Source organism: Micromonospora sp. NPDC048935 (assembly GCF_043197875.1).
Lineage (GTDB): Bacteria > Actinomycetota > Actinomycetes > Mycobacteriales > Micromonosporaceae > Micromonospora.
The window spans coordinates 242,211-265,283 of sequence record NZ_JBICTZ010000004.1 but is presented as its reverse complement, the minus strand read 5'-3'; the positions used below and the strand labels follow the sequence as shown (position 1 = coordinate 265,283).

General features: G+C 72.7%; 21 protein-coding genes. 7 read left to right on the top strand and 14 right to left on the bottom strand.

All coding sequences use genetic code 11. The features are described from left to right. Positions 1–8: 8 nt before the first annotated feature. The 9 genes from ACGFIW_RS14455 to ACGFIW_RS14415 form a co-directional block, all read right to left on the bottom strand. Entirely contained in the window at positions 9–518 is a 510-nt protein-coding gene (locus tag ACGFIW_RS14455; protein ID WP_393314669.1) for a GNAT family N-acetyltransferase, read from the bottom strand. 132 nt (positions 519–650) lie between these two features. Beyond that, positions 651–1,556, bottom strand: coding sequence for a hypothetical protein (locus tag ACGFIW_RS14450; RefSeq protein ID WP_393314666.1), 906 nt, complete (start codon positions 1,554–1,556; stop codon positions 651–653). Continuing rightward, positions 1,525–2,124, bottom strand: a complete 600-nt coding sequence (locus ACGFIW_RS14445) for a DUF3618 domain-containing protein (RefSeq protein WP_393314663.1) — start codon at positions 2,122–2,124, stop codon at positions 1,525–1,527. Before ACGFIW_RS14445 ends, ACGFIW_RS14450 begins: the two co-directional genes overlap by 32 nt. A 23-nt stretch (positions 2,125–2,147) precedes the next feature. Continuing rightward, positions 2,148–2,543, bottom strand: a complete 396-nt coding sequence (locus tag ACGFIW_RS14440; RefSeq protein WP_393314660.1) for a phage holin family protein — start codon at positions 2,541–2,543, stop codon at positions 2,148–2,150. Beyond that, positions 2,540–3,178 (bottom strand): hypothetical protein, encoded by a 639-nt coding sequence (locus ACGFIW_RS14435; RefSeq protein WP_393314657.1) that lies wholly within the window; start codon positions 3,176–3,178, stop codon positions 2,540–2,542. The genes ACGFIW_RS14440 and ACGFIW_RS14435 overlap by 4 nt, the downstream gene beginning before the upstream one ends. Before the next feature lie 236 nt (positions 3,179–3,414). Further along, a complete protein-coding gene (locus ACGFIW_RS14430) occupies positions 3,415–3,813 on the bottom strand; it encodes a DUF3263 domain-containing protein (protein ID WP_393314654.1) in 399 nt (132 codons plus the stop codon). A 110-nt stretch (positions 3,814–3,923) separates the two neighbouring features. Beyond that, a complete protein-coding gene (locus ACGFIW_RS14425) occupies positions 3,924–4,940 on the bottom strand; it encodes an ABC transporter permease subunit (protein ID WP_393314651.1) in 1,017 nt (338 codons plus the stop codon). Further along, positions 4,937–5,947, bottom strand: coding sequence for an ATP-binding cassette domain-containing protein (locus ACGFIW_RS14420; protein WP_393314648.1), 1,011 nt, complete (start codon positions 5,945–5,947; stop codon positions 4,937–4,939). Before ACGFIW_RS14420 ends, ACGFIW_RS14425 begins: the two co-directional genes overlap by 4 nt. A 121-nt stretch (positions 5,948–6,068) precedes the next feature. Beyond that, entirely contained in the window at positions 6,069–6,854 is a 786-nt protein-coding gene (locus ACGFIW_RS14415; RefSeq protein WP_357068116.1) for a DeoR/GlpR family DNA-binding transcription regulator, read from the bottom strand. Positions 6,855–7,050: 196 nt separating this feature from the next. Here ACGFIW_RS14415 and ACGFIW_RS14410 point away from each other — a divergent pair, with 196 nt between their 5' ends. The 3 genes from ACGFIW_RS14410 to nagA are packed head-to-tail and all read left to right on the top strand — an operon-like array spanning position 7,051 to position 10,138. Next, positions 7,051–7,980 carry an SIS domain-containing protein gene (locus ACGFIW_RS14410; protein WP_393314645.1) on the top strand — a complete coding sequence of 310 codons (930 nt, stop codon included), beginning with the start codon at positions 7,051–7,053 and terminating at the stop codon, positions 7,978–7,980. Continuing rightward, positions 7,977–9,032, top strand: a complete 1,056-nt coding sequence (locus ACGFIW_RS14405; RefSeq protein WP_393314642.1) for an ROK family protein — start codon at positions 7,977–7,979, stop codon at positions 9,030–9,032. The genes ACGFIW_RS14410 and ACGFIW_RS14405 overlap by 4 nt, the downstream gene beginning before the upstream one ends. Beyond that, a complete protein-coding gene (nagA, locus tag ACGFIW_RS14400; protein WP_393314639.1) occupies positions 9,029–10,138 on the top strand; it encodes an N-acetylglucosamine-6-phosphate deacetylase in 1,110 nt (369 codons plus the stop codon). Before ACGFIW_RS14405 ends, nagA begins: the two co-directional genes overlap by 4 nt. Before the next feature lie 641 nt (positions 10,139–10,779). On the opposite strand, the gene ACGFIW_RS14395 is transcribed toward nagA, so the two are convergent. Beyond that, positions 10,780–12,003: a DUF4032 domain-containing protein gene (locus ACGFIW_RS14395; protein ID WP_393314636.1), complete on the bottom strand. Its 1,224-nt coding sequence runs from the start codon at positions 12,001–12,003 to the stop codon at positions 10,780–10,782. A 119-nt stretch (positions 12,004–12,122) separates the two neighbouring features. Here ACGFIW_RS14395 and ACGFIW_RS14390 point away from each other — a divergent pair, with 119 nt between their 5' ends. Both ACGFIW_RS14390 and ACGFIW_RS14385 read left to right on the top strand, forming a co-directional pair. After that, entirely contained in the window at positions 12,123–12,860 is a 738-nt protein-coding gene (locus ACGFIW_RS14390; protein WP_393315292.1) for a phosphatase PAP2 family protein, read from the top strand. 11 nt (positions 12,861–12,871) lie between these two features. Beyond that, positions 12,872–14,110: an APC family permease gene (locus tag ACGFIW_RS14385; RefSeq protein ID WP_393314633.1), complete on the top strand. Its 1,239-nt coding sequence runs from the start codon at positions 12,872–12,874 to the stop codon at positions 14,108–14,110. Positions 14,111–14,137: 27 nt separating this feature from the next. On the opposite strand, the gene ACGFIW_RS14380 is transcribed toward ACGFIW_RS14385, so the two are convergent. From ACGFIW_RS14380 to ACGFIW_RS14365, 4 genes are read right to left on the bottom strand one after another with little or no spacing between them, the layout of a single operon-like run. Next, positions 14,138–14,923, bottom strand: a complete 786-nt coding sequence (locus tag ACGFIW_RS14380; RefSeq protein ID WP_393314630.1) for an ABC transporter permease — start codon at positions 14,921–14,923, stop codon at positions 14,138–14,140. Next, positions 14,920–15,909, bottom strand: coding sequence for an ATP-binding cassette domain-containing protein (locus ACGFIW_RS14375; protein ID WP_393314627.1), 990 nt, complete (start codon positions 15,907–15,909; stop codon positions 14,920–14,922). The genes ACGFIW_RS14380 and ACGFIW_RS14375 overlap by 4 nt, the downstream gene beginning before the upstream one ends. A 30-nt stretch (positions 15,910–15,939) precedes the next feature. Continuing rightward, a complete protein-coding gene (locus tag ACGFIW_RS14370) occupies positions 15,940–18,837 on the bottom strand; it encodes a BTAD domain-containing putative transcriptional regulator (RefSeq protein ID WP_393314625.1) in 2,898 nt (965 codons plus the stop codon). 37 nt (positions 18,838–18,874) lie between these two features. After that, positions 18,875–20,845, bottom strand: coding sequence for a potassium channel family protein (locus ACGFIW_RS14365; RefSeq protein WP_393314622.1), 1,971 nt, complete (start codon positions 20,843–20,845; stop codon positions 18,875–18,877). Positions 20,846–20,940: 95 nt separating this feature from the next. Here ACGFIW_RS14365 and ACGFIW_RS14360 point away from each other — a divergent pair, with 95 nt between their 5' ends. Both ACGFIW_RS14360 and ACGFIW_RS14355 read left to right on the top strand, forming a co-directional pair. Beyond that, on the top strand, positions 20,941–21,423 hold the full coding sequence (locus ACGFIW_RS14360) for an MSMEG_6728 family protein (protein WP_393314619.1): 483 nt from the start codon (positions 20,941–20,943) through the stop codon (positions 21,421–21,423). A gap of 31 nt (positions 21,424–21,454) precedes the next feature. Beyond that, positions 21,455–23,008 (top strand): FAD-dependent oxidoreductase, encoded by a 1,554-nt coding sequence (locus ACGFIW_RS14355; protein WP_393314616.1) that lies wholly within the window; start codon positions 21,455–21,457, stop codon positions 23,006–23,008. Positions 23,009–23,073: the final 65 nt, after the last annotated feature.

The following is a 23,073-nucleotide window of genomic DNA, read 5'->3' as shown; positions in this document are numbered from 1 at the left end:
GGTACGCCTCAGAGCGCCGGCGGCGTCGAGTCCAGGCAGATCTCGGCGCGCACCCTGCCGTCGTCCTCGTGCAGTTTGGCCCCGCACGTGCGCAGCACGGCGACCGCACCGACGTTGTCCGGGGTCGTCTCGGCGACCACCACCCGCATGCCCGCCCGAGCGGCGGCGTTCAACAACTCCCGCAGGGCGGCCGCACCGATCCCCTGCCCCCGTGCCGAGCGCCCGAGCCACATTCCCGTCTCCACCGTGCCGGGCTCGTCACAGCGTGTCATCCGGACCATACCCAGCACCTCGCCACCGACGACGATCGCGTACATCTGCGAGCGGGTCGGGCCGTCCAGCCCGCCGAAGCTCGCCCGGTGGAACTCCCGAAACGCCTCTCGACGGGCGAGCGACCAGCCGGCGGGGGCCTCGACCGGAGGCATCACGTCACTCGGCTCCGCCTCGGCAGCCGCTACGGAGAGCAACGGCTCCAGGTTCTGCTCGTCCACCGGCTCCAGCCGGACCGCACCCGCCACGTGCCGCAGTCTGCCGCCCTCATCGGCTGAAGTCCACCCCATTGGCCATCCACTGGCGGTCCGGACAGCGGTACCGGCCGGTCGGGCGGAAGGGGTGTTCCACATCACGCTCTGTTGTCACCCGACCGGGTGTCAGGGTGTGGAAACCGTCGGTCCGAACTCGCAGAACACCACCGACGCGTCGTCGGTGGGCTTGTGCCGGCGCAACCGGTCGGGGTGGTCGCGCTCGGCGGCCCGGACCCGGTCGAGCAACCCGCCCGGCCCTTCGGCCCCCAACAGGTCCAGCAGACCGGCCCAGCCGGTGAGCGCGAACTGCTCCACCGCGCTGGACGCGCCGTCGCTGAGCAGTGCCGCCCGGCGGATCGCCGCCGGACCTCGCCGGGGCATCGTCCCGGTCACCGCGTGGAAGGCCGCGTCCGGGTCGGCAGCCGCCACCCAGTAGCCGTGGGTACGGTTCATCCGCTCCCGCTGGACGCTCACGGCGTGCCGGAACCGGGTGACCGGGTCCGCCCCGCCACCCGGCACGGCGGCCACCGTCTCCCGCAGCTCCGCCATGGCCGTGTCCAGCCGGTTGTCGGTGACCACGCTGACCTGACCACCCGCGTCCAGGACCAGGGGGCTGTCGCAGAGCACCAGGTAGTCGACCTGGTCACCGCAGTCCCGCAGGAGGCAGACGGTGCTGGACGGGGTGCCGGGATGGTCCAGGTCGCACTGCCCACCGTGGTCGGCGCGGACCGCCAGGATGGCGGCGGCCAGGTTGCTGGTCAGCCGCGCCGCCGGGCGGGCCGCCTCGGCGACGCCGAGCCGGGCGGCCAGGTGCCAGACGTACCACTCCGGCCCGTGCACGCAGCCGGTGTCGAACCCGTCCGGCACCGTCGCGCCGTCCAGGACACCGACCAACGGGCCGAACCGGAAGACCAGATCCTCGTTGACCGGCCGGCCCGGGGCCGGCGCGGACGCGGACCGTACCCGCATCACCGGCGCCGGCCCCGGCACACCGCTCGGGTCAGCGCTGCCGAAGGTCGTCGACGGCCGCATGCGTCTCTCCCTGCACCTGACCGGCGGCCGAACGGCCCTGGTCGCGTACCGCCGACACGCCCTGCTGGGCGCTGGACCGCACCGACTGCGCCGCCTGCTGCGCGGGCTCGCGCAGGTTGTCCTGCATCTGGTGGCCCACCTGGCTCGCCTGCTCACGCAGCTCACCGGAGTGCTCACTCACCATGCTCCGCGCGCGTCCGGCGAGTTGCCGTTCGCGTCCGCTCGGCGGGATCAGCGAGGCGGCCAGCAAGCCGACTCCGAAGGCGACCAGGCCGGCGGCCATCGGGTTGCCCTGAGCCTGCTCGCGGGAGTGCTGCCCGAGTGAACGGGTTTCTTCGCGTACCGAGCCGGCCGCATGCGACATCCGCTGGCCAGCCTCCTGCCCCAGGTGACTTGAGCTGCCCATCATCTTCTCCTTCGCTCGGGTGAACGCGTCCCGGGCCTGCCCGGCACGGTCACCGGCGATCCGACGCGGGTTGACCTTGTCGGTCAGCGCGTCGACGTCATTGCTCAACTCGGTGCGGGTGGTCTCGATCTCCCGCCGGATCCGATCCGGATCACTGGACATGATCTGCTCCCTCCCCGATTCCGTCACCGACCCCGCAGGGCGTCCGGCAGCTCCCGGGCAGTCTGCTTCGTCCGGGGCAGCACCGCACGTGCCCGCTTCAGCTGGGTCCGGGCGTTGATGAAGAGACCGCCGGCCACGGCGGCCCAGAGGACCGCGACGATCAGCGCCGCCCACCCCTGGTCCATCGTGTTGGACAGCCCCCACCACAGGGCGAACGACACGAAGAGCACCGCCAGGAAGCCGGCGACCCCGGCACCGCCGAACATACCGCCGGCCTTGCCGACCTGGCTGACCTCCTCACGGAGTTCGGCCTTGGCCAGCTCGACCTCCTTGCGCACCAGGGTGGACATGTCCCGGGACACGTCGCCGATCAGGTCGCCGACGGAGGCCTGGGTCCGCTCCTTCTCCGGGGCGCTCACGGTGCCACCCCGCCGGGCAGGTCCCGCGCCTGTTCACCGGCGGGCGCGACGTTCTGCGCCCGTGCCGTCCCCACGTACGGCTGCTGACCGGCGTTCGCCGGTGCGCCCTGCGCGGGTGACGGAGCACCGGAGGCGCTTCCACCCTGACCGTTGCCGGCGGCCGGCGCGGTCAGGCCACGGGTGAGCCGCCCGACCAGCAGCCCGGCCACCGCCGCGCCCGCGAGGAACGTCCCCGGGTGCTGCCGCGCGTACGTGCGGACCTCGTCGAGCACCTCACCAGGTTCGCGCTGGTCGAGCCATCCGGCGGCCTGCTGGGCGGCGTCGGCCGCCTTGCGTACCACCTGACCGGCCAGCCCGGAATCGCCGTCCCGTTCGGCCATCGAACTGAGGTTCTGACCCAGGTCGCGCAGGCCCTCGGCGGCCCGCCGCTGCTGCGTCTGCGCCTGATCCCGAAGCTGCCCGGTGGCCTCACCTGTCAACTGCTGGGCCTGCCGCCGCGCCTCTGCGGCCACCTGCCCGCCCTGCTCGGCTGCGGTGTGGGCGACCTGACCCCCGGCCTGCGCGGTCTGCTGGCCGACCCGCGAGGCCTCCTGTCGGGCCTGCTGTCCCGTGCCGCTCTGGTTCGTTGCCGTCATACCCCGCTCCCTTCCTGAGCCCGAGGTCGCAAGCGGCCCCGGAACGCCCCCCGCCTACCCGTCTGGCCAGCCGCCATGCGGCTGGGCCGGCTGCCCAGGGCGGGAAGACGGCGATCGGCGGCCGCCAACCGCCCCGCGATCTTGCACTTTGTGTCCCCACAAAGACGTGCAAAAGTCGCGAAACGGCGACAGAAAGTGCAAGATCGCGGGGGGGCAGCGGGGGGTAGCGGGGGCGGTTAGCGGCGGCGGTTGCGGGCGCGTGACGAGCGCAAGCGGCGAAGCCGGCTGATCAGCACGGGGTCGGCGGCCAGCGCGGCCGGGTTGTCGAGCAAGCCGTTGAGCAGCTGGTAGTACCGCGTCGACGAGATTCCGAAGGTGTCCCGGACGGCCTGCTCCTTGGCGCCGGCGTGCCGCCACCACTGCTGCTCGAAGGCGAGGATGGCCCGCTCCCGCTCGGTCAGCCCTGGCGCGGGATCAGTGGGCTGCGCCGACTCGTCGGCGGGCGGCGCGTCGGCGGTCTCGATGGGCGGCGCCGGTCGGGGATTCGGGACGGTCGGGCCGGCAGCACCCGCGACCTCACCCGGACGAGCGTCAATGGACGGCTCGGGGGCGGCCGGGGTGGTGTCGGCGGACATGTCGCTCAGCCTAGCCAGCGGCGACCAGGGACGCAGCAAGCGGCGCGGCCAGTCCGCACCGCCGGGAACCCCGACGGCCGGGCCGGCCGCGCCGCGTCACTTCGGTCAGGTCAGGAGATGTCGCGGCGACGCATCGCCCAGAGCGACGCTCCGAGGATCACCACCACCGCGACCGAGAGCAGGATCGAGGACTGCTGCCAGGTGATGGTCAGTGTGTCCGGCTTGCACTCCCCGAAGTAGTTCGCGTTGCAGGAGTTCCAATCCTCCAGCTTCACGGTCTTCGTCATCCAGGCCAGCATGTACGTGGGCAGCAGGAACGCCTCGGCCCAGCGCACGTTCGCCATCGACAGCAGGATGCCCAGGCCGAACTGGCCGACCACCATCACCGCCACCACGCCGCCGAGGGCCATCGCGGTGTGCCGACCCAGCGAGGCCAGGGCGAAGCCGATGGTGGTGACCACCAGCACCAGCACCACACCGCGTACGCCGGTCAACATGACCGACTGCCAGACCCCCGACGTCACCTTCTCGGTGCTGCCCCGGAAGTTGGCGACCGCCCAGAACCCGGCGAACCAGAGCACCGCGGCGGGAAGCGTCACCGCCAGCATGCCGGTGAGCAGCGCGGCCAGCTTGGTGAGCAGTACGGTGAGCCGCTTCGGCCGCCAGAGCAGCAGGTTCATCATGCCGCCGTTGCTCCACTCGGCACCGACGAAGGACGCGCCGACCACGAACCCGACCAGGGCGAGGATCGCCGCGAACGGAATCAGGGTCTCGTCGAACGACTTCTTGAAGTCGAACGTCGAGGGCAGGAACCAACTCGCCTGGATCTGGTCCCGGGACGGTGCCGTGATCACCGAGCAGTCGTCCGGGTAGCGGCCGTCGCTCGCGGTGCCGGCCGTCTTGGCCTGCTCACACGCGGCGCGCTCCTGCTCGCTCCAGCGCACCTGCTGCTGGTACTGCTGGTCGGCCTGACGCTCGGCCTGCGCGAGCTGGCTGGCACCGATCTTCTGGTTGGTGAAGAACACCCCGACCACCACCGCGGCCAGCACCAGCAGGCCGAGCAGCGTCATGTACCTGGTGAACCGCCGTTTGGTGAACCGGCGCAACTCCGTACGAAAGAGGCTCACGCGCCCCACCCTCCTCCGGCGGGGCCGGGCTGACCCGCCCCGCCGACCTGCATGGACTCGTCGACCTGCCGGTGCTGACCGGGGACCGGTGCGGTGGCGGTCAGTTCGAGGAAGACGCTCTCCAGATCGACGGCGATCGGCGCCAACTCGCTGACATAGAGGTGCTGCTCGGCGAGCAGCCGCGTCACCGAGGCCGGCTTGTCGACGCCGGCCAGCATCAGATGGTCGGGGTGCTCGGTGACCTGGATCCCCGCCCGGGTCAGCGCCTCGGTGGCCGCCGGCAGGTCGCTGACCGCCTCCAGACGGATCCGGACCGCACTTGACGAGTGCTGTGCGAGCACCTCGTCGACCGGGCCGAAGGCGACCCGCCGGCCCAGCGAGATGATGGTGACCGAGTCGCAGATCAGCTGGATCTCGCCGAGGATGTGGCTGGACAGCACCACGGTCATCCCGGATTCGGCGAGGTTGCGCATCAGTGTGCGCATCTCCCGGATGCCGCCCGGGTCGAGGCCGTTGGCCGGCTCGTCGAGGATGAGCAGCTTCGGGTTCTTCAGCAGGGCCGACGCGACCGCGAGCCGCTGCTTCATGCCCAACGAGTACGTCTTGACCCGCTCGCCGGCCCGGTCGCGCAGCCCGACGAGTTCCAACACCTCGTCGACCCGGACGGCCGGCACCTCGCCCGCCCCGGCCAGCAGGGACAGCGTGTCCCGTGCCGAGAAGTGCGGGAAGAACTGCGGGCTCTCCACGATCGCACCGACCTGGCCGGCGACCGTGGGCAGCGCGTCGGGCACCTCGTGCCCGAGCAGCGCCATCCGGCCGCCGTCGGGTCGGATCAGGCCGAGCAGGGTACGCAGCGTGGTGGTCTTGCCGGACCCGTTGGGGCCCAGGAAGCCGTGCACCTGCCCCACGTCGACCCGCATGTCGAAGCCGTCGAGCGCGTTGCGGGTGCCGCGTCGACGACTCTTGTACGTCTTACGTAGACCTTCGATCTCCAGGACAGCAGGCAAGCTGCACCTCCCCCGATGGGTGGGCGTGACAGCCGACACCATACGCGGTATGCAGACGCACGCAATACGCGGTATGCATCGACGCGCCGAAAGGGCTAATTCATCGACGGAGCGTGACCGCTCAGGCGCAGATCACCTGTACGCCCGCGACGCGGAACGCGTCCACCACCTCCGGGGCGGCACCCGAGTCGGTCACCAGCGTCTCGACCCGCTCGATCGGACAGATCCGGGCAAAGGCGTGACCACCCAGCTTGGACGAATCCGCGATGATCACCACGCGCTTCGCCCGGGCCACCATCAGGTTGTTCATCGCGGCCTCGCCCTCGTGGTGGGCGGCGGCGCCGAGGTGCGGATCGATCGCGTCCACGCCGAGCAACGCGACGTCCAGGGTGACCTCGCGCAGCAGGGCCCCGCCCAGCGGGCCGACCAGCTCGAACGACTTCGGGCGCACCACCCCGCCGGCCACCACGACCTTCATCCGCGACCGGACCAGCAACTCGTTGGCGATATTCAACGCGTTGGTCACCACGGTGAGCTGCGCGCCCTCGGCACTGGTGTTCAGGTCCGGACGCACGGCGAGCGCCCTGGCCACCTCGGTGCTGGTGGTGCCCCCGTTCAGGCCGACCACGGTGCCCGGCGTGACGAGCGCCGCCGCGGCCGCCCCGATCCGCTGCTTCTCGGCCGAGTGCTTGGCCGTCTTGTAGCGCAGGGGCAGGTCGTACGACACACCGTTGGCGACCGCGCCACCCCGGGTCCTGGTGATCATCTGCTGTTGGGCGAGCTGGTCGAAGTCACGCCGGATGGTGGCCTGGGAGACGTCCAGCCGCTCGGCTGCCGCCTCGACGCTGACCCGGCCGTTGTCGGTCAGCATCTCGAGCAGGGCGTTCCATCTGGCGTACCGGTCCACCGCGGGGGCCCTCCAGTGACACGGACGGTGATTGATTGCGTGCACACTAGTGCGCGAAACTAGGCTGGCGCAAAAGAGTGACCTGCGCGATCGGGTGGTCGGTTGCCACGGCCACCGCCGTTCGCGCAGAATGACGCGCGAAATACGTGCTTAACGAGCCGTATTGCGCACCGGTCGCCTCTGCGAGGAGTTTCCCATGGCGTACGTGCACGCGGAGATCGCGAGCCAGCCCGACTGCTGGCGGGAGGCCGCCGAACTGGCCGGCGTCGTCCACGGTGACCTGCCACGCCCCGGTGAGCGGGTCGCCGTCGTCGGTTGCGGCACGTCGTGGTTCATGGCGATGGCGTACGCGGGCCGCCGCGAGCAGGCCGGCCAGGGCGAGACCGACGCCTTCCAGGCATCCGAGTTCCCCGCCGGCCGCCACTATGACCGGTTGATCGCGATCACCCGTTCCGGCACCACCACGGAGGTGCTGGAGCTGCTCGCCGCGCTGCGCGGGACGACCCCCACCACCGTCATCGTCGGTGACCCGGCGTCACCCGCCGTCGACCTGGCCAGCGCCGTGGTGACCATGCCCTTCGCCGACGAGCGGTCGGTGGTGCAGACCCGCTTCGCGACCACCGCACTGGCCCTGCTCCGGGCCCACCTCGGCGACCCGGTGACCGCGCTCGCCGCGGACGCCGAAGTCGCGGTGCGATCCCCGCTGCCGATCGACCCGGCCACCATCGGACAGGTCACCTTCCTCGGTCGGGGGTGGACGGTCGGTCTGGCCCAGGAGGCGGCGCTGAAGTGCCGTGAGGCGGCCACCTTCTGGGCCGAGGCGTACCCGGCGATGGACTACCGGCACGGCCCCATCTCGGTCGCCGCGCCGGGCCGGCTGGTGTGGGCGTTCGGCGAGCTGCCCGACGGGCTCCCCGAGGACGTGGCCGCCACCGGCGCGGCCTTCGTGCACAGTCGCACGCACGGCTGGCGCACGGTGCTGGGCAGTTGGTCCGCCGGTCGTACCCCGGTCGACCCGATGGCCGACCTGATCCTGGCGCAACGCTTCGCGGTCGCGCTGGCGACCAGCCGGGGCCTCGACCCGGACGCGCCCCGACACCTCTCCCGGTCGGTGGTGCTGGCGTGACCGGCGGCGACGCCGGGCCCGCCGACCAGGTCGTCGTCGCGCTGGATGTGGGCGGCACCGGCATGAAGTGCGCCCTGGTGGGACCGGACGGCGTCGCGGTACGCACCGAGCGGCACCCCACACACGCCGGGCGCGGCCCGACGGCCGTGGTCGACACGATCCTGGACGTGGCCGACGGGCTGGCCGCCAAGGCCCGCGCCGACGGGCTCACCCCGATCGCCGTCGGCATCGCCGTACCGGGGGTGGTGGACGAGGCGCGCGGCGTGGCGGTCTGGTCGGCGAACGTGGGATTTCGGGACGTACCCCTGCGGGACCTGGCGGTGGCGCGGCTCGGCCTGCCCACGGCGCTCGGCCACGACGTGCGCGTCGGCGGTCTCGCCGAGGCCCGCCTCGGTGCTGGACGCGGCGCCGGGCAGGTGCTGTTCGTGGCGATCGGCACCGGCATCGCCGCCGCGCATGTGGTCGACGGCTCGGCCTCGACGGGCGCGCACGGCGCCGCCGGGGAGATCGGCCACATCCTGGTCCGGCCCGACGGCCCCCGCTGCGGTTGCGGTCGACCTGGCTGCCTGGAGGCGGTCTCCTCCGCCGCGGCGATCGGTCGCCGTTACGCGGAGCTGGCTGGTGCGGCGGCCACGGCCGCCGAGGTGGCCGAGCGGTCCGCGGCCGGGGAACCGCTCGCCGGCCAGGTCTGGCAGGAGGCGGTCAATGCGCTCGCCGACGGCCTCGCCACCGGGCAGGCGTTGTTCGACGTGGCGACGATCGTGCTCGGCGGCGGCCTGGCCCAGGCCGGGGACCGGCTGCTGATCCCGCTGCGGGCGGCGCTGCACGAGCGGATGACCTTCCACCGGGAGCCGCGGCTGGTCGCGGCGGCCCTGGGCGACGAGGCCGGCTGTCTCGGCGCCGCCCTCCTCGCCCTGGACGCGGTGCGCGTCCGAAACCACGACGCCGTAGGCGTCGGTGCCCAAGACGCGGTGCGCGTCCGAGACCATGACGCGGTGCGCGTCGCTGACCATGACGCGGTGCGCGTCCGAGACCAGCTGGAGGAGCGATGACCGTGCGGGTGGACGGCCGAGTGGTGACCCCGACCGGTGTCATCCGACAGGGCTGCGTCGAGTGGGACGGGGATCGGATCACCGCCGTGGCCGAATATCCGTCGGTCCGGGACGGACACTGGATCCTGCCCGGTTTCGTCGACATGCACACCCACGGCGGTGGTGGGCACACCTTCACCACGGGGGACGCCGACGAGGCCCGGGCGGCGGCCGACTTCCACCTCGCGCACGGCACGACCACCCTGTTGGCCAGTCTGGTCAGCGCGCCCTTCCCGCTGATGCGCGCGGCCACCGAGGCGTACGCCCCACTTGTCGACGAGGGCGTGCTGGCGGGGGTCCACTTCGAAGGGCCCTACCTCTCCGCTGCCCGTTGCGGCGCGCAGAACCCCGAGTACCTGCGCGACCCGTCGACCGACGAGCTGTCCGAGCTGATCGAGCTGGGTCGGGGAGCGATCCGGATGGTCACCCTCGCTCCGGAACGCGACGGCGCCCTGGAGGCGATCAAGCTGCTCACCGCGCAGCGGGTGGTGGCGGCGGTCGGCCACACCGACGCGACGTACGAGCAGACCCGCGCCGCGATCGCCGCCGGCGCCAGTGTCGGCACCCACCTGTTCAACGGCATGCGCCCCGTGCACCACCGCGAGCCGGGGCCGGTGGTGGCCCTGCTCGACGCGCCCACCGTCATCTGCGAGCTGATCGCCGACGGGGTGCACCTGCACGGCGGCACGCTGACCTTCGCCACCGCGACCGCGGGCCCGGACCGGGCGGCGCTGATCACCGACGCGATGGCCGCCGCCGGAATGGCCGACGGCGACTACGAGCTGGGCGGCCAGGCCGTCACCGTGACCGACGGGGTGGCCCGACTCGCCCGCGACGGGGCGATCGCCGGCAGCACGCTGACCATGGACGCCGCGCTGCGGCACGCCGTGAATGCCGGAATCCCGATCGCCGACGCGGCACGGATGGTGGCCACCACCCCGGCGCGCGCCATCGGCCTGGGCAACCGGGTGGGCTCCCTACAGGTCGGCCTCCGCGCCGACCTGGTGGTGCTGGACGCCGACCTGAACGTGGTCCGGGTCCTCCGCGGCGGCACCTGGGTGGAGTGAGCACGAGCCCTTCCTGCGCGCTTGCCGCCATCGGTTGCGTGACAGCGCTCGACAGCAGTCTGCCGCTGGAGGCCATGCCCGGCCGCCGCAACGCCGAAAGCCATGCCCGGCCGCCGCAACGCCGGAAGCCATGCCCGGCCGCCGCAACGCCGGAGGCCATGCCCGGCCGCCGCAACGCCGGAGGCCATGCCTGTTTGGCGGCCTGTAGAGCTGCCCCAGATATGGGGCAGGCGAAGCCACTGGACGCGCGGACATGCGGAGGCACGCAGACCAGCGCAGGCACGCAGACCAGCGCAGGCACGCAGACCAGCGCAGGCACGCAGACCAGCGCGGGCAGGCAGACCAGGGGGACGGGCGAAGCCACGGGACACGCGGGCCTGCGGGGCCGGCAGCGCCACAGTGCGACGGTTCGCCGGTTGGGCGGCAAGCCGCCCCAGCATGTCTTCGGGCGAGGCGCCAGCGACGATCGATGTCAGCGGCATGACATCGCAGACCGCCCCATATCTGGGGCAGCTCTACAGGGCCCACCAACCACACTGGTCACCCCATCCTGCCCGGCGATCCAGCCCGTTTGAACGAAGGCAGGTCGGACCGTCCCGAGGCGGAGGGCCAGCGGAGGGCCAGCGGAGGCCAGCGGAGGATCAGCTGAAGGTGGGGACGTCGACGCCGAGCACGGCCTGCTCGTCCGGGCGGTGCACAAGCACGTCGGCCAGGTAGGACTGAACCGCGTGGCGCATCCCGACGTCCCGACCGGCCTGCTCGGACAGCAGCCACTTGTGCTCGATGATCTGCGCGAACAGCTCCTGCGGCTCCAGTTTCTGCCGCAGGTGTGCGGGAACGGCCCGGACCACCGGTTCGAAGACCTCGGTGAGCCAGCGGTGGGCGGCCTGCTGCTCGTCGACCAGGTCGCTCTCCGCCCGGTAGGCGTCCAGGTCGTTGAGCAGCTTGCGGGCCTGGTTCTCCTCGGCGTCCAGACCGGTGAGCCGCAGCAGCCGCCGGGTGTGGTAGCCGGCGTCGACGACCTTCGGCCGGACCAGGTAACGCCCGTCGTCGATGGAGGACATGGCCACCTCGGCCACGTCGAAGCCCAGCTCGTTGAGGCGGCGGATCCGGCCCTCGATGTCGTGCCGGGCCTCCCGCTCGACGGCCTGCTCGTAGGTGATCTCGTGCCAGAGCCGCTCGTAACGCTGCACGACCTCCTCGCAGACCACCTCGGGGTCGATGGACTCGTGCAGCAGGCCGGCGGCCTGTAGGTCCAGTGCCTCGCCGAAGATGTTCACCCGGGCGATCTCCAGGTCCTCACCGCGTTGACCGTTGGAGAGCGAGTTGTGCAACGCGCCCGTCTCCGCGTCCACCAGGTAGGCGGCGAACGCTCCCGCGTCCCGGCGGAACAGCGTGTTCGACAGCGAGCAGTCACCCCAGAAGAAGCCGGTGAGGTGCATCCGCACGATCAGGGCGGCGAGCGCGTCGAGCAGCCGGCTCATCGTCTCCGGCCGCAGGGTGTGCGAGAACAACGCCCGGTACGGCAGGGAGAATTGCAGGTGCCGGGTGATCAGCACCGATTCCAGCGGTTCCCCGTCCTCGGTCTGCCGGTCGGCGACGACCGCCACCGCCTCGACCGACGGGAAGTCGATCCGTTCCAGCGCCCGGAGCAGGTCGTACTCCCGCTCGGCGATCCGCTCGCGGGTCTCCTTGAACGCGTACACGTAGTCACCAAGCCGGACGAACCGGACGATGTGTCGGGAGATGCCCTGCGGCAGAGCCACCAGGTGTTGGGCAGGCCACTCCTCCAGCGGTGTCGACCAGGGCAGGTCGAGCAGCGCCGGGTCCACGAGGGCAGACGTGATCCGCACGGGCCCAAGCATGACGCCTCGCCCCCGCATCCGCCTCTGATCGTGGTTGGTCCCACAGCGCCGCACACCCCGGGCTCGCGTCGGGCCGGTAGCGTGGTCGCGTGCTCAAACCCACGGCGGTACGACGTGACCTGCGGCTACGGCCTGTCCGCCCGGCCGGCTGGTGGTTCGACGCGCTCCTGCTGATCGGGTTGGTCGGTTTGACGGTGGCGCTCGCCGCCGACCAGCTCTTCGGGCTGGACCGGGCGGTCGCCGACTGGGCCGAGGGGCACCGACCGACTGTCGCCTACTGGGTGGCCCGGGTGTTCAACCTGCTCGGCCAGGGCAGCCCGCTGACCCTGATCGCCGCCGGGCTGGGCGTGCTGCTGGCCGTCCGGCTGCGGTCGCTGCGGCCGATCCTGCCGCCGGTGGTCGGGTTCGTGCTGACCCTTCTGACCATCGGGCCGCTCAAGGTCTGGACGGCCCGGGCGGCACCGAGCGCCAGCGTCAAGGAGCCGTTCCTGACGCCCGAGCAGACCCTGCCGCTGTTCCACGACGACCTGCCGGTGCGGTTCGCCCAGTCCTACCCGTCGGGGCACGTCGCCAACGCCATCGTCTGGTACGGGGTCATCGCGCTGCTGCTGGCCCCGCTGGCCCGCAGCTTCGGCCGGCAACTGCCGGCCCGGCTCGTCACCGTGATCCGAGTCGCGCCACCGCTTGTCGTCCTCACCACCACCACCTACCTGGGCTGGCACTGGCTGACCGACTCGGTGGCGGGGCTGCTGCTGGGCCTGCTCCTGGACCGGCTGCTGCACCGGGTGCCGTGGGACGATGTGCCCCTCCCCGGCCGGCTACGCGAATGGGACCGGCCGTTCACCTCGTACCCCTAGGGTTTCTGTTCGTGGATCAACTGGCGCGGCGGCTGGGCGTACCCGATGCGGTGGTCATCGGGTTGGGCTCGATGCTCGGTGCGGGCGTCTTCGTGGTGTTCGGCCCGGCCGCGGCGGAGGCCGGCGGCGCCGGCCTGCTGCCCGCGCTGGTGCTGGCCGGCTTCATCGCCTTCTGCAACGCGACAAGCTCGGCAAGGCTGGCGGCCCGATATCCGGAGTCCGGCGGCACCTACGTCTACGGCCGGGAACGGCTCGGGCCGTTCGCCGGCTTCCTGGCCGGCTGGGGCTTCGTGGTCGGCAAGACGGCGAGCTGTGCGGCGATGGCGTTGGCCATCGGGGCGTACCTGTGGCCGGGGCAGGCCCGGCTGGTCGCCGTCGCGGCGGTGCTCGCGGTGACCGCGGTGAACCTGCGCGGCATCGGTAAGACGGCCACCGTGACCAGGGCTCTTGTCGCGTTGGTGCTCGCGGTGTTGGCCCTGGTCGCGGTCGTCGGCCTGGTGGGTGGGCCGGTGCACCTGGATCGGCTCGGCGAGCCCGGCGGCTCCGCCCGGGGCGTGCTCGCCGCCGCCGGGCTGCTGTTCTTCGCGTTCGCCGGGTACGCCCGGATCGCCACGCTCGGCGAGGAGGTCCGCGACCCGCAGCGGACCATTCCCCGCGCGGTGCCGCTGGCGCTCGGGGTGGTGCTCGCGATCTACCTGGTGCTGGCCGTGATCACGCTCGGCGTGCTCGGCGCCGACCGGCTGGCCGACTCCGCCGCGCCACTGGTCGACGTGGTGACCGCCGCCGGGCTGCCCGGCCTGGCCTGGGTGGTTCGCGCCGGGGCCACCATCGCGGTCGTCGGGGTGCTGCTGTCCCTGGTCGCCGGGGTCGGCCGGACCACCCTGGCGATGGCTCGCCGCCGCGACCTGCCCGCCGCGTTGGCCGCCGTGCACCAGGTGCACCAGGTGCCGCACCGCGCCGAGCTGGCGGTGGCCGCCGTGGTGATCGTGGTGGTGCTGCTCGGCGACGTGCGCGATGCCATCGGCTTCTCCAGTTGCACGGTGCTGGTCTACTACGCGATCACCAATGCGGCGGCGCTGACGCTGGGCCGGGAGCCGGGCCGGCGGCTGCCCGTGCAGGTGCTCGCCGGCCTGGGGCTGCTCGGCTGCCTGCTGCTCGCGATCAACCTGCCGACCGGCAGCGTCCTCGCCGGCTTCGGTGTGCTGGCCGCCGGTGCCGCCTGGTACGCGCTGCGCCCCGCCCGCCGGTGACCTGAGCAGGCCACCGGCGGCCAGGGGTCAGCGGCTCAACCGCCGGTATCGGCGCACCGCCAGCGGGGCGAACGTCGCGATCAGCAGCACCGGCCACACCACCGCCAACAGCATCGCGTGTTGTGCCGGCCAGGAGTCGCCACCCAGACCGGGGTTGCCGAACAGTTCACGGATCGCCGCGACGGTGGCCGACAACGGGTTCCATTCCGAGATCGTCCCGATGACCGACGGCATCAGCTCGGGCGACACGAAGACGTTGGAGATCGCGGTGAACGGGAACGCCGCCGGGAAGACGATCACACCGACCGTGTCCGGGTTGCGGACCAGCAGCGCCAGGTAGATCCCGACCCAGGTGATCGCGACCCGGAGCAGCAGGAGGAGCCCGACGGCGAGCAACGCCCTGCCGACACCCTGTCGCCACTGCCATCCGACGAGCAGGCCACAGACCAGCAGGGTGGACATCTCCAGCAGGGCGCGGAGCAGGTCGGCGGCACTGCGGCCGGTCAGCAGGGCCGACCGGGCCATCGGCATCGACCGGAACCGGTCGACGACGCCCCGGCTGAGGTCCAGTGCCACGCCGCTCGCGGTCGCGCCGAGGCCGTACAGCATCGTCATCACGAAGACCCCGGGCAGCAGGAACTCCCGGTAGTTGCCGCCACCGGCCACCTGCATGCCGCTGCCGAACACGTACCCGAAGACCAGCACGAACATGATCGGCAGCGAGAAGTAGAGGATCAGCTCCTCCGGAGCGCGGACCACGTGGATCATGTTCCGCCTGGTCATCGTCCAGCCGTCGACAACCGCCGCCGTCATGCCACGTCCCCCTTCCCGCCGACGCCGACAGGCTCGCGGGCCGCGTCCGGCCGATGCCCGGTCAGATGCAGAAACGCCTCGTCCAACGTGGCCCGCCGCAGGCCGATGTCCTCGACCGCGATCCCGGCGTCGTCCAACGCCCGCACCACGTCCACCAACCCGGCGACCCGGTCGACCACCGGCACGCTGAGCCGCCGGACCGCACGGTCGTGCTCCGGCTCCGCGCCACAGATGCGCGCGACGATGCCGGCAGCCCGGGTCAGGGCGTCGGCATCGCGCACCACCACCTCGACCCGGTCTCCGCCGGTCATCGACTTCAGCTCGTCCGGCGACCCCTCGGCCACCACCCGACCGGCGTCGATCACCGAGATCCGGTGGGCCAACTGGTCGGCCTCCTCCAGGTACTGCGTGGTGAGCAGCACCGTGGTCCCCTCCGCCACGAGACCGCGGACCAGGTCCCACACCTGGTTGCGGCTACGCGGGTCCAGACCCGTGGTCGGCTCGTCGAGAAAGAGCACCCGCGGCGTACGGATCAGGCTGGCGGCGAGGTCCAGCCGTCGCCGCATCCCACCCGAATACTCGACGGCGGACCGCCCCGCCGCCTCGGCGAGCCCGAACCGTTCCAGCAGTTCGTCGGCGCGTTGGCGGGCCGCCCGTCGTCCCAGCCGGAACAGCCGGCCGAACAACTCCAGGTTCTGCCGGCCACTCAGGGTCTCGTCGACCGCCGCGTACTGCCCGGTCAGCCCGATCCGGGCCCGCACCTCGTCCGGCTGACGCCGCACGTCGAACCCGGCCACACTGGCCCGGCCGGCGTCGAAGCGCAGCAGCGTGGTGAGGATCCGTACGGCAGTCGTCTTGCCTGCGCCGTTCGGTCCCAGCAGCCCGTACACCGTGCCCGCCGGTACGGTCAGGTCGAACGCGTCAAGCGCGCGGGTCGGGCCGTACCGCTTACCCAGCCCCTCGGCCACCACCTCGTATGTCGTCATGCCGCCAGGGTGCGGTCGGGCGCTGACGGGTCACGCACCGTCCGCTGACGGCGGCGCACCAGACCCGCTCGCGGCCCCGGCCCTCTGCTCCTCGGTGATCTGCTGAAGAAGGAGGATGATCTCCGCACGCGTCGCCTCGCCGACGTACCAGCCGGTGAGCCCGCCGGCCAACGCCGCCTCGCAGAGCCGCCTCGTCTCGGCGAGATCACCGCGCAGCCGTGCCACCTGGGCGAGGCCGAGTCGGGCGGCGGACACGAACTCGGGCGCGCCACTGCCCTGCGCGAGGAGCAGCGCAGCGGCGAAGTCGTCCCGGGCCGCCGCGAGGTCACCGGCACGCAGCCTGATCTCGCCCCGCGTACGCAGCATGTCGGCCTGGTCGACGGCCGAGCCGAGTTCCTCGGCCAACCCCATGGCCCGGTTCATGTGCTCGCCCGCCGCTTCCGGGTCACCCCGCCAGGCGGCCAGTTCGCCGAGCGCGCCAAGTGTGATCATGGAACCCCATCGGTCTCCGGTGCTCCGGAAGCCGTCGAGCGCGGTGGCGAGTGCGGCCCCGGCCCGGTCCGACTGGCCACCCCACATCTGCGCCGAGCCGTGTCCCATCGCGCCGAGCGCGTTGATCCAGGTGTCCGGGCCGACCAGCCGCCGCAGCTCCCGCATCAGCTCTTCGACGTCCTCGGCTCCGCCGGGTGGGGGGCCGGTCGAGATCCCCGACAGATACAGCAGGAACGGTTGTCGAGGGGGCCGGTCGAGGCTGCGGATCACGGACCCCTGCGTGCCGAGCGACGGCAGGTGACCGGAACCGGCGAGCGAGGCGTTGTAGACGCAGAGGGCGAACTCCTCGCCCAACCCGGGCGGCGCCTCGGCACCGAGCACGTCGAGGACGTCGGCGGCCAGCCGGGCCCCTTCCCCACGCATGCCGCGTAACCACCAGTAGAACGACAGGGCGGCGACCAACCCGGCGGCCTCGGACGCGTCACCGGCCGCGGTGGCACGACGCAGCGCCGCGTGCAGGTTGTCCCGCTCGGCGTCGAGCCGCCGCAACCAGTGCAGTTGTTCGGCCCGGCGCAGGTGGTCGCTGGCGGTCCAGGCGAGTTCCAGGAAGTACGCGGTGTGTGCGCGGCGCAGCCGCTCGGCCTCGCCGGCTTCGGCGAGGCGTTCGGCGCAGAAGGCCCGCACGGTCTCCAGCATCCGGTACCGGCCTCCGGTCAACTCCACGAAGGACTTGTCGACCAGACCGGTCAGCGCGTCGACGAACTCGGCCGAGGGCATCTCGGCGACCCGCCCGGCCGCCTCCAGCGTGGCACCGCCGGCGAAGACGGTCAGCCGTCGGGCCAGTGTCCGCTCGGCATCGTCGAGCAGGTCCCAACTCCACTCGACCACCGCCCGGAGTGTCCGGTGCCGGGGCGACACGGCCCGGCTGCTCATCGACAGCAGCCGGAACCGGTCGTCGAGGTGGGCGGCCACCTCGGCTACCGACAGCGCCCGCAGTCGCGCGGCGGCCAGCTCGATCGCCAGCGGCAGACCGTCGAGGGTGCGGCAGATCCGCAGTACCAGCTCGGCGTTGGCCGGTGTGACGGTGAAGTCGGGCGCCACGTCGGCGGCCCGCTGGGCGAACAGGCTGACCGCCGCGTAGTCGTCGGCGTCCCGCGCCGACGCGTCGGGCGGTGGCAGGGCGAGCCCGGACATCGGGCACAACGCCTCGCCGGCCAGCCCGAGCGGCTCACGACTGGTGGCCAGGACCCGCAGTGCCGGGCACGCGCCGAGCAGCCGTGCGGCCAGCCGGGCCGCGTCGGCGACGACGTGCTCGCAGTTGTCGAGCAGGAGCAGCAGCCGCCGCTCGGCGAGCGCTTCGACCAGCCGGTCGGTCGGTTGCCGGCCCGGCTCGGCCGGGGCCCGCAGGCCCGCGTCGCGCAGGCCCGCGTCGCGCAGGCCGAGGGCGCTCAGCACCGCCTGCGGTACGTCCGAACCGTCAGCCAGCCCGGCCAGCTCGACGAAGCGGACCTCGCCGTCCGAACGGCTCGCCGCCTCGATCGCCAACCGGGTCTTGCCCGCGCCCCCCGGGCCGGTGAGGGTGACAAGTCTGCGCTCGCCGAGCAGCTCCCCAACCCGCTTGAGCTCCTCCTCTCGCCCGACGAACGTGGTGAGTTGGCTCGGCAGCACCCGTTCGGCAGCCGCGCGTTCGGCCGGGCGGTCCGCGCCGCGCAGCACCGCCAGGTGGATCGCGGCCAGCTCCGGCGGCGGGCCGACGCCGAGTTCCTCGGTCAGCGTGCGGCGGGCCGCCTCGAATTCGGCAAGCGCCTCGGCCGGCCGGCCCAGTGCGGACAGCGCACGCATGAGCTGGCCCCGCGACCGCTCCCGCAACGGGTGCGCGACGACCAACTCCCGCAGCTCCGGGACCAGCGCGGCGGACGCGCCCAGCGCCAGGTCCGCCTCGATCCGATCGTCGACGGCGGCCAGCCGCAGCTCGTCCAGCCGGGCGGCCTGCACGGGTGCGCCGGCCACGTCGATGACGTCGGCCAGGGCGGGGCCCCGCCACAACTCCAACGCCGCGCGCAACTCGGCCGCCGCGCGGGCCCAGTCACCGCCGGCGAGCGCCCGGCGCCCCGCCTCGGCGAGCCGCTCGAACCGGTACGCGTCGACATCCGCGGGATCCACGACGAGCCGATAGCCGGTCGGATGGAACTCGACCGGGGTGTGTTCGGCGGGCAGGGCCTGACGCAGGCGCGACACCTGGGACTGGAGTGCGTTGGCAGCACCCCGGGGCGGGTGCTCGCCGTACAGGTTGTCGATCAGCCGCTCGGCGGGGACCACCCGGCCCGCGTCGAGCAGGAGCAGAGCCAGTAGTGCGCGCAGCCGCGGACCGCCGACGGGAATCTCGCGCCCGTCGGCCAGCACCACCTGGGTCGGCCCCAGGATGCGGAAACGCATGGCACCGATTGTCGCGCAGCGCCGGAAGATAAACCCTTCAGCTCACTTCGCCGTTGCCGTCCTGCCGGCGAGTCAGCTCGAATTCGTCCGCTGGGCGGTCAGGAGACGTCGAGGGAGCACCCCCAGCGGGAGGAACGGGGGGTGCCACGCCGACCTCCGAGCCCGTCGGGCTCAGCCCTCCGGGGGATGCCGTGGCGGGGATGTGCACCCCGCCGTGGACCGCACCGGCCGGCCGAGGGATGGGGCCCGGCCGGGCGGGCGGGGCGCACTGGTGGGTCAGCCAGTCCAGGCCGCGCCGACGGGCGACGACTGTCAACCGGTCACCAGCGAAGATCACCTGTCGGGGGTCGAGATCCTTCCACCAGATCGTCCTGGTGCCGCCCGCCGGGGTCCGGGCGATGAGCCGGACCTGCCCGTCGCGGTTGACCACGTCCAACGGTCGGCCGTCCAACTCGGAGCCGGCGGCGACCGGCACCTCGGCGACCGGCAGCGCGTGCCGGTCGACCGGGATCGTGGTGATCACCGCGCGTTCGGTGAGTGCCCCGATGAAGGCCGGCGCGGCCAGGTAGGAGACCGACCGGGACACCCCGAGGGCGAACGTCTCCTCCACCCGTTCGGCGAAGTCACCGTCGAAGAGTCGGAGCACCACCCGCAGGTCGTCGCGGATGTCCCGGGCGGCGAGCGCCGCCTCCAGGTTGGCCACGTCGTCGGTGGACGCCACCACCAGCGCCTGACAGTCGGCCACCGACGCGGCGACCAGGGTCTCCGGCAGCGCGGCGTCACCGACGATCAGCGGCACCTCCAACTGACGGGCCAGGGCACCGCCGCGCGGCTGCGGATCCTTGTCGATCGCCACCACCTCGACGTCGTACTCGCGGAGCTGCGCCATCACGCGGGTGCCGACGTTGCCCAGGCCGATCAGCACGACGTGCCCGGCCCGCGCGGGCTGCATCCGGCCGGTGTGCAGGGCCAGTCGGGCGTTGACGATGCCATCCACCACGGCGGCGGTGATCAGCGGGATCAGCGCCAACCCGGCCAGGTTGAGCACCACCTGCATGATCTGCGCGCCGGCCGACTTGGTGGTGTCCGGGTCGGCGCCGCTGAGCGTGGTGACCAGGGTCAGGTACAGGGCTTCCAGTGGGGAGGCGCCCTCGGTGCGGGAGATCAGCGCCCCCAACACCGCGATCACCGCGAGCACCAGCATCACCGCGACGCCGATCTTGCGGGTGGCGAAGCCGCGGACCGCTCCCAGCAGCACCGTGACCGGGCGACGTCGCTGGCGGGCCCGGACCAGGCGACGGGCGGCGACCTCGGTGCCCGGCGGCTGCCCGGTCGCCTCGGCGAGCACCAGGTCGGCCCCGGCCTGCTCGGCCGGCAGCAGCTCCACCCCCTGCGCCTCGGTGAGGTGGGCCAGGGCGCAGACCACGTCCTGCGGGCGGACGTCGGCCCGCCGCGCCACCCGCAGCGTCTTGTCCCGGTGTTGGAAGGAGCTGGGGTCGACCTCGCCGAGCGCGGCGGCCACGAAGGCCGGCGCGGCCATCTCGGCGTCGGAGAGCACCTCGACAGGTGCCCTGATCAGTTTGCGCACGCCGTCGGCGAGGGTGCCGTTGAACATCCGCAGCACCTGACGGACCTGCTGGTCGACGGCCTGCGCGCAGAGCGCCGCGTGCAGGTTGCCGACGTCGTCCTGGTGCAGCAGGGCCAACCCGGTCGCCCCGGCCACGCCGGCGGCCTCGAAGGTGGCCACGTCCAGCCGATCCGAACGGACCACCCGGACGCCGCGCAACCCCGCCACGTCCGGGCCGTTGCTGCGGTAGCGCTCCGGCACCACGACTGTCACCCGGGCCCCGCCCGCCGGCAGCTCGGATTCGAGCATCGCCCGGGCCACGTAGTAGGCCAGCGCGTCCTTCCCGCAGATCACGTAGTGCGGGCGCGGATCACCGACGGACCGCAGTCGCCAGTTCCACTCGACCGCCCGTCGCGCCCGGTCCCGCCACGGCTCCGCCATGCCCGGATCGTAATCAGCACGGCCGCGCTGGGCGACCCCGTCCGGATCATCCCGCGGCCAGGCATGCCGGCCCCCGCGACGGGTAGTGCAGCCGCATGCAGACGTTCCTCCCGTACCCGGACTTCCTGGCCAGCGCCCGCACGCTGGACCAGAAGCGGCTGGGCAAGCAGCGGGTGGAGGCCATCCAGGTGCTGCGCGGGCTCACCCGACCCGGGTACGGCTGGCGCAACCACCCGGCGGTGAAGATGTGGGCCGGGTACGAGGAGGCGCTGACCCGCTACGGGCTGGACATGTGCGCGGTGTGGACCGAGCCGGGGCGGGCCGACACCTGCGCCACCACGATGACCGTCGACCTGGCCGCGGCCTGTGGGCCCGGTGTCGTACGGACCCAGGACGAGTTGGCCCGGGCCGGCGAGCTGCCACCGTGGCTGGGCCGCGACGACCTGCACCTGAGCCACCGCTCGTCGCTGGTCCGCAAGGACCCCGAGCACTACCGGCCGCTCTTCGGCGACGACGTCCCAGCGGATCTGGAGTACGTCTGGCCCGCCTCCGACCGCGCGCGCCGCTGCCTTGCGTAGGGGAGACTGGGCCGGAGAGAGGTAGGTGCCCGTGGCGCTGTCGCAGGTGGTGGGCCGGCTCATCGGCGTACGACAGCACCTGGTGGACCCGGGCGGCGGTGGCGCGGAGCGCGTGCCGCGACCCACCTCGGCGCTTGTGGTGGGTGGCGGCATCGCCGGCATGTCGGCGGCTGTGGTGTTGGCCGAGCGGGGTGTCGCGGTCACCGTGCTGGAGGCCGCGCCGACGCTCGGCGGTCGACTTGGCGCCTGGCCGGAGGCGCTTGCCGACGGCGCCCAGCAGACCGAGCATGGTTTCCACGCGTTCTTCCGGCAGTACTACAACTGGCGGTCCATCCTCCGCCGCGTCGATCCCGACCTGGGTTTCCTCCAGCCCGTTGCGGGTTACCCGATCCTCAGTGCCCAGTGGCCGACCGAGGAGTTCGGCAGGCTGCCACCCGCACCACCGGCGAACCTGCTCGCGCTGCTGCTGCGCAGCCCCAGCCTGCGCCTGGCCGACCTGCGGGTGATGGACCGCGACGCCGCGTTGCCGCTGCTCACCTACGACCCGGTCCGCACCTACGCCGAGTTGGACGACACCACCGCCGAAGAGCTGTTGGCGTCGTTGGGGCTGCCGGACCGGGCGCGGGCGATGCTGTTCGAGGTCTTCTCGCACTCGTTCTTCAACCACGAGGCGGAGATGTCGGCCGCCGAGATGGTCGCGCAGTTCCACTTCTATCTGCTCGGCAACCCGGAGGGACTGGCGTTCGACTGCCCGGACGAGGACTACGCCACGGCGATCTGGGAGCCGCTGACCCGGCACGTGGAGAAGCACGGCGGCCGGGTGCGCACCGGCTGCGCCGCGACCGGGGTGCACCCCGACGCCGACGGCTGGCGGGTGACGACCACCGACGGCGGCAGCCACCCGGCGCCCCACGTGGTGCTGGCCGTCGACCCACCGGCACTCGCCGCGCTCGTCGCGGCCTCCCCCGACCTGGTCGGGCGGGCACCGGAGCTGGCCGCACGGATGCCCGCCTTCGGCCGGCCCGGCCCGCCGTACGCGGTGGCCCGGTACTGGTGTGCCGGCGACGTGGCCGCCGAGCGGGCGGTGTTCAGCGGTGTGTCCCGTCAGCCCACGTTGGACTCGGTGACGCTCTACCACAGGTTGGAGAACGAGCCTCGGCGGTGGGCGCGGCAGACCGGCGGGTCGGTCATCGAGCTGCACGCGTATGCCTGCGAGCCGGGGGTGCCGGCCGAGGAGTTGGCCGAGCGGATGCGCCGCGAGCTTGTCGCGCTCTGGCCGGAGGCCGGCGACCTGCGGGTCCGCGAGCTGCGGGCCCGGGTGGAGGCGCAGGCGCCGGCGTTCACGCCGGGCAGCCACGCCTGGCGACCAGGGGTACGCACCGACGCGTCCGGCCTCTACCTGGCCGGCGACGGTATCGCCACGGACTTCCCGAGCGCGTTGATGGAACGCTCCGCGGCGACGGGCATCATCGCCGCGAACCACATCCTGCGGGCCGTGGGCGGCGCGGCGGAGCCGGTGCGCTCGATCCGGCCCCGGGGGCTGCTGGCCGGCCGCCGCACCCCAAACCGACAAAACACAACATAAGCAACGGTACGCTGCCGTACGCTTGGTTGATCAACCGTCGATCGACCGGGCGGGAGGGCAGCGGG

Coding starts and splice junctions, on each gene's coding strand:
- ACGFIW_RS14450 (WP_393314666.1), bottom strand. CDS start 1,556: ATGCGGCCGTCGACGACCTTCGGCAGCGCTGACCCGAGCGGTGTGCCG.
- ACGFIW_RS14445 (WP_393314663.1), bottom strand. CDS start 2,124: ATGTCCAGTGATCCGGATCGGATCCGGCGGGAGATCGAGACCACCCGC.
- ACGFIW_RS14435 (WP_393314657.1), bottom strand. CDS start 3,178: ATGACGGCAACGAACCAGAGCGGCACGGGACAGCAGGCCCGACAGGAG.
- ACGFIW_RS14430 (WP_393314654.1), bottom strand. CDS start 3,813: ATGTCCGCCGACACCACCCCGGCCGCCCCCGAGCCGTCCATTGACGCT.
- ACGFIW_RS14410 (WP_393314645.1), top strand. CDS start 7,051: ATGGCGTACGTGCACGCGGAGATCGCGAGCCAGCCCGACTGCTGGCGG.
- nagA (WP_393314639.1), top strand. CDS start 9,029: ATGACCGTGCGGGTGGACGGCCGAGTGGTGACCCCGACCGGTGTCATC.
- ACGFIW_RS14395 (WP_393314636.1), bottom strand. CDS start 12,003: ATGCTTGGGCCCGTGCGGATCACGTCTGCCCTCGTGGACCCGGCGCTG.
- ACGFIW_RS14380 (WP_393314630.1), bottom strand. CDS start 14,923: ATGACGGCGGCGGTTGTCGACGGCTGGACGATGACCAGGCGGAACATG.
- ACGFIW_RS14375 (WP_393314627.1), bottom strand. CDS start 15,909: ATGACGACATACGAGGTGGTGGCCGAGGGGCTGGGTAAGCGGTACGGC.
- ACGFIW_RS14370 (WP_393314625.1), bottom strand. CDS start 18,837: ATGCGTTTCCGCATCCTGGGGCCGACCCAGGTGGTGCTGGCCGACGGG.
- ACGFIW_RS14365 (WP_393314622.1), bottom strand. CDS start 20,845: ATGGCGGAGCCGTGGCGGGACCGGGCGCGACGGGCGGTCGAGTGGAAC.
- ACGFIW_RS14360 (WP_393314619.1), top strand. CDS start 20,941: ATGCAGACGTTCCTCCCGTACCCGGACTTCCTGGCCAGCGCCCGCACG.